This is a genomic window from Sphingomonas sanguinis, assembly GCF_001476905.1.
Classification (GTDB): Bacteria; Pseudomonadota; Alphaproteobacteria; order Sphingomonadales; family Sphingomonadaceae; genus Sphingomonas; species Sphingomonas sanguinis_B.
In genome coordinates, this window is sequence record NZ_LDTE01000018.1 from 44,092 (window position 1) to 53,031 (window position 8,940).

An 8,940-nucleotide genomic window follows, 5' to 3' on the forward strand; every position below is an offset into this window, starting at 1 on the left:
CATGCGCAAACATGTCCTGATCGTCATCGGCATCATCGTCCTGATCGGCATCGCCGTCGTCACCTGGCTGGCTTGGCCCGACACGGCGCGGCTGAGCGTCGACCAGGTGGCGGGCAAGCAGCCGACGATCCAGGCTCCGCGCGAGCAGGTCATACCGACGGTCGACATCGCCAAGCCGGTCGGCTGGGCGAACGGGGCCAAGCCCAACGTCGCGCCAGGGTTGGCGATCCAGGCCTTTGCGACCGGCTTGGATCATCCGCGCTGGCTCTACGAGCTGCCCAATGGCGACGTGCTGGTGGCGGAGACGAACTCGCCGCCGCGACCCAGCGCCGGGATCGTCGACCGGGTGATGAATTTCTTCCTGGGCCGGGCGGGTGCGGCGGTGCCGTCGGCGAACCGGATCACCTTGCTGCGCGACACCAATGGCGACGGCAAGGCGGACCTGAAGACACCGTTCCTGACCGGGCTCAATTCGCCCTTCGGCATGGTGCTGTTCGATGGGCAACTCTACATCGCCGACACCGACGCGCTGGTTCGCGTACCCTATGCCGAGGGCACGACGAAGATCACCGCCACGCCTGAAAAGGTCGTGCCGCTGCGGGGCGGTGGCAATCATTGGGCGCGCAACGTCATCGCCTCGGGCGACGGACAGACGCTGTATGTCTCGGTCGGCTCGGCCAGCAACATCGCTGACAACGGTTTAGACGCCGAGAAGAATCGCGCCGCCATCCTTCAGGTTTGGCCGAAGGACAAGAACTGGCGCATCTATGCGGCGGGCCTGCGCAATCCGACCGGCATGGCGCTCAACCCCGTCAACAGCCAGCTATGGACCGTCGTCAACGAGCGTGACATGCTCGGCTCGGACCTTGCGCCCGACTATCTGACGCAGGTCGAGTTCGGCGATCATTTCGGATGGCCCTGGTATTATTGGGGCGGCTATCCCGACAATCGGGTTCAGCCCGACAATCCTCCGCTCCAGCAATATGTAAAGCGCCCGGACTATGCGCTGGGGCCGCATGTCGCGGCGCTGGGACTGACCTTCGCGACCGGCACGAAGCTGGGTGACCGGTTCGCGAACGGTGCGTTCATCGGCGAGCATGGCTCGTGGAACCGCAAGCCGCCCTCGGGCTATAAGGTGGTGTTCGTGCCGTTCGGCCCAGGCCCCTTCCCGACGCCCAAGGCCAAGCCGATCGATGTGGTCAGCGGCTTCCTGAACGCCAAGGGCGAGGCGCAGGGACGGCCCGTGGGCGTGATCGTCGACAAGACCGGCAGCCTGCTGGTCGCGGACGATGTGGGCAATGTGGTGTGGAAGGTCAGCGCGGCGAAGTGAGGTCGGGGGTCGTTTTGCGGCCTCCTTCACGCACATTCGCAAAATGCTTTTTTGGCGTCACGCGAACGAAACTACTCTTGGTCGAGCGACGCCAGCGCTTGTAGAATTTCTTCAGACGTCCACACATCGTCCCGACCATGGGCAAAACGACCGGAATCATCTTCGACAAAAAAGACCGCGTCGCGAGCAGCTTCATCTGCGAAGGTGATGTCGTCACTGGCTACGATGCAGTCAGCTACATACACGGCCGCATCAGGGGACAAAGCCTGAGTGCTGATGGCAGCCAGCAAATGGCGGGCCGCAGATCGAGTTACAACAAAGGGCAACCCGCTCGAAATTTTTACGACGCCCTGATTGGTATTTCGAAGATCGGCATAGAACGCCGTGATCTCGTCAGCGATTTCCTCCATAAACTTTTCTGACGAGAGATCGCCTGAGAGGAACGCGACGAGTGAGCCGTGCTTCATGATCATTTCATAAAGTGCTGGTTGATCATCGGCAATCTGCCAGAGAGGTGGCCGATCTCCATCTGTTGGTTTTGAAGATCAAGCTCAAGCCCTACTTCAACAGCTTCGGCGCCTCCGAGCGGATCACCGCCTCCAGCTGGCTGGAGAAGAGCGACAGAAAAGCGGGCAGGTTGACCACCGCGTGCACCTTGTCCTCATACACCGTCGCCTCAGCGCCGATCGACTGGCCCATCGCGCCGACGGTGAAGTGCATCGTGTCGCCGTCCCAGCGATGCTCGACGGTCGCCCCACCGGGGATCATCCGGCCGATCTTGCCGATGCCGCCGTCCAGCCGCTGGCGAACGCCCTCCTTGCCGAGCTTGTGCGGGATATCGAGCGAAATGGGGGCGCTCATGCGGTCATCTCCGTGGCAAAGAGCATCGTGTCGTCGGCAAAGGCCTTGAACTCCAGCGCATTGCCGCTGGGATCGCGGAAGAACATCGTCGCCTGCTCGCCCGGCTGCCCCTTGAACCGGACATGGGGGGCGATGCCGAACGGCACGCCCGCCGCCTCCACCCGCGCGGCCAGGGCCTCCCAGTCGGCCATGGTCAGCACGACGCCGAAATGCGGCACCGGCACCTGATGGCCGTCGACCGCATTCTCGACCGCGACCGGCTTGGCGGCGGGATCGAGATGCGCGACGATCTGATGGCCGAACAGGTCGAAGTCGATCCAGTGATCGCTCGACCTTCCCTCCGAGCATCCCAGCACGGAACCGTAGAATTGGCGGGCGGCGGCCAGATCATGGACCGGAAAGGCGAGGTGGAAGGGGCGCAGGGTCATGAAAGGAAGCTAGGATGGTGGGCCGGAGTTTTCCACCCCAGCATCCTCCCCTGCAAGCGGAGGTGGCGGGCGCTCCCCTCCACCAAGCTCCGCATGCCCCCCTTACAGAGCAGGAATTTTGGGGTGATCCCGCATTGCTCCTGTCACAGGCCCGCGCCATAGCCAGCGCCGTGACCCGCTATCCCGCTCTTATCGCCCTGGTCGCCGGGGCCGTCGCAGCCTGTGGCTTTGCGCCGCTCGATCTCTGGCCGCTGCTGCTCGTCGGGCTGATCGTCCTGTTGGCGCTGGTGCAGGATGCGCCGTCCATCCGCGCCGCACTATGGCGGGGCTGGGTGTTCGGGGTCGGACATTTCACCGTCAACAACAATTGGTTCCAGCACGCCTTCGACTTTCAGGACAAGATGCCCCCCGTCCTGGGCTATTTCGCGGCGGTGGGGCTGGCGCTGTACCTCGCCATCTTTCCGATGGCGGCGGCGGGCGTCGCCTGGCGGCTTCGTGGACGGCGGGCTGACGTTCCTTATGTGCTGATCTTCGGAGCCGCGTGGATCGCGACCGAATATCTGCGCGCGCGGCTGTTCACTGGCTATGCCTGGGACCCGATCGGCGTCGCGTGGTTGCCGGTCATCGGCGTGGCGCGGATGAGCGCCTTTGTCGGCACCTATGCGCTGTCGGGGCTGACCGTCGTGCTGGCGGGGGCGATCTGGCTGTGCCTGCGCAAGGAGTGGCATCTCGCCGCCGTCATGGTGCCTGCGACCGGTCTGGCGGCGCTGTCCGCCCCACTCACCCGCGCGCCCGAGCCCGGTCCGAACGCGCCGCTGGTCCGCGTGGTCCAGCCCAATGTCAGCCAGGACCAGCGCGGCGAAAGTGACGGGCCGCTGCTGCTCCAGCGGCTGATCGCGCTGTCGGGCCGCCCCGGTCCGCGCCCCCGCCTGGTCGTCTGGCCCGAAGGCGTGGTGCGCGACATGATCGAGGATGGTTATCCTGACTGGGCCTATATGGGCTTCAACTATGCCCCGCCCTTCTGGACGCGGCGCCAGATCGCCAATGCCCTGGGCCCGCGCGACACCGCGCTGGTCGGCGGCACCGCGCTGCTCTTCTCGCCGGACCGCAACCGGGTGTCGAGCGCGACCAACAGTGTCTTTGCCGTCGCGCCGAACGGACAGATCACCGGTCGCTATGACAAGGCGCATCTGGTGCCTTACGGCGAATATCTGCCCATGCCGTGGCTGCTGAAGCCGCTGGGCCTGGCACGGCTGGTCCCCGGCGACATGGACTTCACCCCCGGCCCCGGCCCCCGCAATCTGCGCGTGCCCGGCTTCGGGCCGGTCGGCGTGCAGCTCTGCTACGAGATCATCTTTTCGGGCCAGGTGGTGGACGAGGCACATCGCCCACGCCTGCTGTTCAACCCCTCCAACGATGCCTGGTTCGGCCGCTGGGGCCCGCCACAGCATCTGGCGCAGGCGCGGATGCGCGCGATCGAGGAGGGGCTGCCGATCATCCGCGCCACACCGACCGGCATCTCCGCGATCATCGCCGCCGATGGCCGCCTGATCACGACCGTCCCGCAAGAGACAGCCGGAGCGGCCCAAGCCCCCCTGCCCGCCGCCCTGCCGCCGACGCTCTTTTCGCGGATCGGCAACATGATGGCGCTGGCCATCGCCGCAGGGCTGGCCGCGATCGGCGTTGCCATACGGCGTCGCGCCCGCTAGGACCGATATAAAGCTATCTTTATATCCTTATGAGGACGGGAATGCGGAACTCGTACATCTTTACCTCGGAATCGGTTTCCGAAGGTCACCCCGACAAGGTCGCAGACCAGATCAGCGACTCGATCGTCGACCTGTTCCTGTCCAAGGATTCGGAAGCGCGCATCGCGTGCGAGACCCTGACCACCACCAACAAGGTCGTGCTGGCGGGTGAAATCCGCTGCAAGGGCGTGTTCGAGAACGACCAGTGGGCCGAGGGCGCGCTGGAAGAGATCGAGCGGACCGTGCGCGATACCGTCAAGCGGATCGGTTACGAGCAGTCGGGCTTCCACTGGCAGACCTTCGACTTCTCGAACAACCTGCATGCCCAGTCGGCGCACATCGCGATGGGCGTGGACGAAAGCGGCAACAAGGACGAAGGCGCGGGCGACCAGGGCATCATGTTCGGTTATGCGACCGACGAGACGCCCGGCCTGATGCCCGCCACCCTCTATTACAGCCACAAGATCCTGGAAAAGATGGCGGCCGACCGCCACTCCGGCGCGGCCCCCTTCCTGGAGCCCGACGCCAAGAGCCAGGTCACGCTGCAATATGAAAACGGCGTGCCGGTCCGCGCGACCGCGATCGTCGTGTCGACCCAGCACTCGGCCGAGCTGTCGAACGAGGCGGGCCAGGCCAAGCTGCGTGACTATGTGACGTCGGTCCTCACCGACATCCTGCCCGAGGGCTGGCTGCCGGAAGACAAGCAGATCTACGTCAACCCGACCGGCCTGTTCGAAATCGGCGGCCCGGACGGTGACGCCGGCCTGACCGGTCGCAAGATCATCGTCGACACGTACGGCGGCGCGGCCCCGCACGGCGGCGGCGCGTTCAGCGGCAAGGACCCGACCAAGGTCGACCGTTCGGCCGCCTATGTCGCGCGCTACCTCGCCAAGAACGTCGTTGCGGCGGGCCTGGCCAAGCGCTGCACCATCCAGCTGTCCTACGCGATCGGCGTCGCCGAGCCGCTGTCGGTCTATGTCGACCTGCACGGCACCGGCAAGGTCGAGGAAGCCAAGCTGGAGGCCGCGCTGCCCAAGCTGGTTCGCCTGACCCCCAAGGGCATTCGCGAGCATCTGAAGCTGAACGCGCCGATCTATTCGAAGACCGCGGCTTATGGTCACTTCGGCCGCGAAGCCGAAGGCGCACTGTTCACTTGGGAAAAGACCGACTTGGTTGACCAGATCAAGGCCGCCGTCGCCTAAGTCTGCGCGACAGCATTGACCGGCTGAGCGCCCGTGCGGAGAGTCCTTCGCACGGGCGTTTGCATGTCCGGTGACTTGCTCCCGTCGCATCGGCTTGGCACCCTGCTCCCGGGGAGAGGGGAGAATCACGATGACGGCATGGATGCTCTGGGCAGCGACGGCGATCCTGCAATCGGGAGGGGCCGCGGCGCCGATCCCGGAAACGGTATCCGCCGATACGCGCACGCTGGAGGCCATCGGCAATACCGGTGCGACGATCTTCGCCTTCGACAAGGCCGCCTGGGTCAGCACCGATGCGCTGATGGACGCGGTCCCCAAGGACCAGCTGACCGGTGCCGGTGGCTATGTCATCGAACCGCTGGGCGGCGGCGTGCTGCGCGCCACCTATTTCCGGGGTCCGGCGATTTCGGCCCAGGCCTTTTTCGTCGCCGATGTGAAGGGCGGCAAAGTCACACGTCACGAACTGCTGGCCCAGCCCGTGCCGCTGACCCCCGACCAGATGCTGCTCGCCCGCGCGCGTGAGATCGCCAAGGACACCGCGCACGCCCGCAACTATCAACCCTGCACGCCCGCGCCGTTCAACACCGTGGTCGTGCCGATGCGCCCCGGCGGCCCCGTCGCGGTCTATCTGCTGACCGCGCAAGTGACGACCAAGAGCTATATGATGGGCGGCAATTACCGCGTGGTGATCGCTCCCGACGGGCATGTGACCAACGCCCGGCCGTTCAACGTCAGCTGCCTGGCGCAGACCAAGCCGAAACTCCCCAAGGGTGCCGAGCCGGTCGGCATGGTGGTCAACCATCTGCTCGATCCGACGCCCACCGAGATTCACGTCTTCACCTCGTACAGCATGGGCTCGCCGCTGTTCGTCGCGACCGAGGACAAGGCAACGGGGAGAAGACCGCCTGGCTGGTGCAGGGCCGCCGGATCAGCGCCCTGCCCCAGGCGAAATAGCGCTATTCCCGCGTCTCCCCCTGTACCTGGCCGTGCGCCAGCAGGGTAAACAGCCCGGCCCCGCCGACCAGATTGCCGAGGATCGCCGGGAGCATCAGCCCGAACACCGCCCGCATCGCATCCACCCGCCCGGTGAAGAGCAGCAGGAACGTCTCATCCGCCCCGACGATCGAATGGCTGAACCCGGCGATCGCGATGACATAGGTGATCGCCAGGATGATCCAGAAGGCCTGGGTCCGGCCATTGGGCAAGATCCAGGCGACCACCGCGATCAGGAATCCGGCCGGGATGGCGTTCACGAAGGTCTGCCACCCGCCCAGCTCCAGGATTCGTGCCGACACCTCGATCATCGCGTGCCGGATCTCGGCATTGCCCAGCGCCCCGCCCGCAACCATGCCCGCCGCCAGCGCCGTGCCGATCAGGTTGGCGACCAGCACGATGACCCATAGCCGCACGGTCCGCTGCAACGCCCAGCGCGACGGCTTCGTCACCAGCGGCAGCATCGCGGTGATGGTGCTTTCGGTGAACAGCTGCATCCGCCCGAGGATGACGACCAGAAAACCGACCGGATAGCCGAGCGCGGCGATCAGGCTGCGCCACTTCGCGTCCGGCAAGGCGGCGTGCAGCGCGCCCTCCGCAATCAGCGAGCTATGGATCGCAACGCCCGCCGCCAATGCCGACCAGAACAGTGCCCCCGCGGGCCGGTCCAGTTCGCTTTCCCCCGCCTCGCGCACCGCCCGGTGGAGGTCCTTGGCATCGGCGGCCTTTTGCGCGCGGCTATCGGGCTCGGGCCCATCGGATTGGGGGAGTTCGTCGTCCATCTGCGGCAGGCAACGAGCCAGGCCAGTCTTGGCTCCCCTGCCCTCTCGCGCTAAGGGCCCGGCGATGAACGATCCGACGACGATCCGCCGCCTTTACGGTCGGCGACAGGGCCACAAGCTGCGCCAGGGCCAGGCCGCGCTAGTCGAGGACATGCTGCCCGGCCTCAGCGTGCCCGAGGACGGGCCGCTCGACGCCATGCGCCTGTTCGGCGACGACCGACCGCTTCAGGTCGAGATCGGCTTTGGCGCGGGCGAGCATCTGGCGGGTCAGGCCGAGGCGACGCCCGGCACCGGCTTTATCGGCTGCGAGCCGTTCTTGAACGGTGTGGTCGGCGCGCTGGGCCATATCCGCGACCGTGACCTCACCAATGTCCGCCTGCACATGGGCGATGCGCTGGAAGTGATCGAGCGGTTGCCCGATGCCAGCCTGGACCGCGTATACCTCCTCCATCCCGATCCCTGGCCCAAGGCGCGCCACGCCAAGCGGCGGATGATGAACCACGGTCCGTTGGACACCATCGCACGCAAGCTGAAGTCGGGTGGGGAGTTCCGCCTGGGCACCGATGATCCGACCTATTGCCACTGGTCGATGATGATCATGAACGGCCGCGACGATTTCGTCTGGCAGGCGCGCAGCCCCCAGGATTTCCTCACCCGACCCGCCGACTGGCCCGAGACCCGCTACGAGCGCAAGGCGCGGCGTCAGGGGCATGAGGTGTGGTATTTCCGGTATATCCGCCAATAAGCGGACCGGTATTTCAGGCGACCCGCAACTCCGGACGTCCGGCCAGTCCCGCCAAGGGCGGCGGCGGGGCCAGATTGCGGCGGGCCATCTCGGCGCTGATCGCGGCGATATCGTCGCGGTCGGCTGCGCCCATCGCCATGGTGAAGGCGGCCAGCAGCGTCGGGTCGTCCATATATTCGATCAGATCGGGGTCGAGCATCGGGTTCATCGCATCCTCCCAGATGGTTAGTCTGGATCAATAACCAGCGGATTGTCCACTTGTTGCCTCGGCCACGCGATCAATCCCTCTGGTGGCGACCGGCCCCGTCGCTATAGACGGCCGCCTTTGCAGGCATGGGAGGGGGAATTGGTCGACGACAGCTGGGGCGTGACGCCCGCCAAGGGCGGTTTGCGCATCCGCACCAATGACAGCCTGGAGGACCGCGCCGCCGCCCGCGCCAAGGCGCGCGAGGCCCGGGCCAGCGAGCGCGAATCGCTGATGGCCAGCCGCCTGGAAGCGCGCGCCGCCAATCGCGAGCGCGACATCGCCGCGCGCGAAGCCGAACGCGCCGCCCGCCGCGAGGCCGAGATGGCGGCCGCCGCCAAGGACCCCCACGCCGCCGCCGCCAAGCGCCACCGCACCTCGGGCCGCAAGGACGTGGTGCGCGAACAGCGCGATACGCGCGGCTATGCCACGCTGGTCGATGAGGGCCGGATTCGCGAACTCGCCAAGCGCGGCGCGTCGCTGGGCGGACTGGCCGCTGCCTTCGGGATCAGCGAAGACGAGATTCAGGGGATTCTGGCGGCGGAGTAGCTGTATCCTCCCCGGCACGGGGAGGTGGCAGGGCGCCAGCCCTGACGGAGGGGGGCTT

11 protein-coding genes are annotated in these 8,940 nt (G+C 66.3%); 6 read left to right on the forward strand and 5 right to left on the reverse strand.

All coding sequences use genetic code 11. The annotated features are described in order from the left end of the window. Position 1: 1 nt before the first annotated feature. Entirely contained in the window at positions 2-1,330 is a 1,329-nt protein-coding gene (locus SB4_RS04150; RefSeq protein ID WP_058751539.1) for a PQQ-dependent sugar dehydrogenase, read from the forward strand. A gap of 71 nt (positions 1,331-1,401) precedes the next feature. On the opposite strand, the gene SB4_RS04155 is transcribed toward SB4_RS04150, so the two are convergent. From SB4_RS04155 to SB4_RS04165, 3 genes are all read right to left on the reverse strand, one after another. Then, positions 1,402-1,797 (reverse strand): hypothetical protein, encoded by a 396-nt coding sequence (locus SB4_RS04155; protein ID WP_241488467.1) that lies wholly within the window; start codon positions 1,795-1,797, stop codon positions 1,402-1,404. A gap of 91 nt (positions 1,798-1,888) precedes the next feature. Further along, the gene (locus tag SB4_RS04160; protein WP_058733987.1) at positions 1,889-2,191 is read right to left on the reverse strand and encodes a polyhydroxyalkanoic acid system family protein; all 303 of its coding nucleotides are present in this window, start codon (positions 2,189-2,191) and stop codon (positions 1,889-1,891) included. After that, positions 2,188-2,619 (reverse strand): VOC family protein, encoded by a 432-nt coding sequence (locus SB4_RS04165; RefSeq protein WP_058733988.1) that lies wholly within the window; start codon positions 2,617-2,619, stop codon positions 2,188-2,190. The genes SB4_RS04160 and SB4_RS04165 overlap by 4 nt, the downstream gene beginning before the upstream one ends. Positions 2,620-2,789: 170 nt before the next feature. Between SB4_RS04165 and lnt the strand changes: the two genes are divergently transcribed. The 3 genes from lnt to SB4_RS04180 all read left to right on the forward strand — a co-directional run bounded on the left by lnt (position 2,790) and on the right by SB4_RS04180 (position 6,572). Continuing rightward, positions 2,790-4,328 (forward strand): apolipoprotein N-acyltransferase, encoded by a 1,539-nt coding sequence (gene lnt / locus SB4_RS04170; RefSeq protein ID WP_058751540.1) that lies wholly within the window; start codon positions 2,790-2,792, stop codon positions 4,326-4,328. Positions 4,329-4,369: 41 nt separating this feature from the next. Next, positions 4,370-5,569, forward strand: coding sequence for a methionine adenosyltransferase (gene metK, locus SB4_RS04175; protein ID WP_058751541.1), 1,200 nt, complete (start codon positions 4,370-4,372; stop codon positions 5,567-5,569). A 130-nt stretch (positions 5,570-5,699) separates the two neighbouring features. After that, positions 5,700-6,572: a hypothetical protein gene (locus SB4_RS04180; protein WP_058751542.1), complete on the forward strand. Its 873-nt coding sequence runs from the start codon at positions 5,700-5,702 to the stop codon at positions 6,570-6,572. Here SB4_RS04180 and SB4_RS04185 read toward each other — a convergent pair. Next, positions 6,526-7,344: a formate/nitrite transporter family protein gene (locus SB4_RS04185; RefSeq protein WP_058751543.1), complete on the reverse strand. Its 819-nt coding sequence runs from the start codon at positions 7,342-7,344 to the stop codon at positions 6,526-6,528. The two genes, SB4_RS04180 and SB4_RS04185, sit on opposite strands and share 47 nt — an antisense overlap. Before the next feature lie 64 nt (positions 7,345-7,408). On the opposite strand from SB4_RS04185, the gene trmB reads away from it, so the two are divergent. After that, on the forward strand, positions 7,409-8,089 hold the full coding sequence (gene trmB / locus SB4_RS04190; protein ID WP_058751544.1) for a tRNA (guanosine(46)-N7)-methyltransferase TrmB: 681 nt from the start codon (positions 7,409-7,411) through the stop codon (positions 8,087-8,089). A gap of 13 nt (positions 8,090-8,102) precedes the next feature. Here trmB and SB4_RS04195 read toward each other — a convergent pair whose 3' ends face one another. Next, positions 8,103-8,297: a hypothetical protein gene (locus SB4_RS04195; RefSeq protein WP_058751545.1), complete on the reverse strand. Its 195-nt coding sequence runs from the start codon at positions 8,295-8,297 to the stop codon at positions 8,103-8,105. 138 nt (positions 8,298-8,435) lie between these two features. Here SB4_RS04195 and SB4_RS04200 point away from each other — a divergent pair, with 138 nt between their 5' ends. Beyond that, on the forward strand, positions 8,436-8,882 hold the full coding sequence (locus tag SB4_RS04200) for a hypothetical protein (RefSeq protein WP_058751546.1): 447 nt from the start codon (positions 8,436-8,438) through the stop codon (positions 8,880-8,882). Positions 8,883-8,940 lie beyond the last annotated feature (58 nt).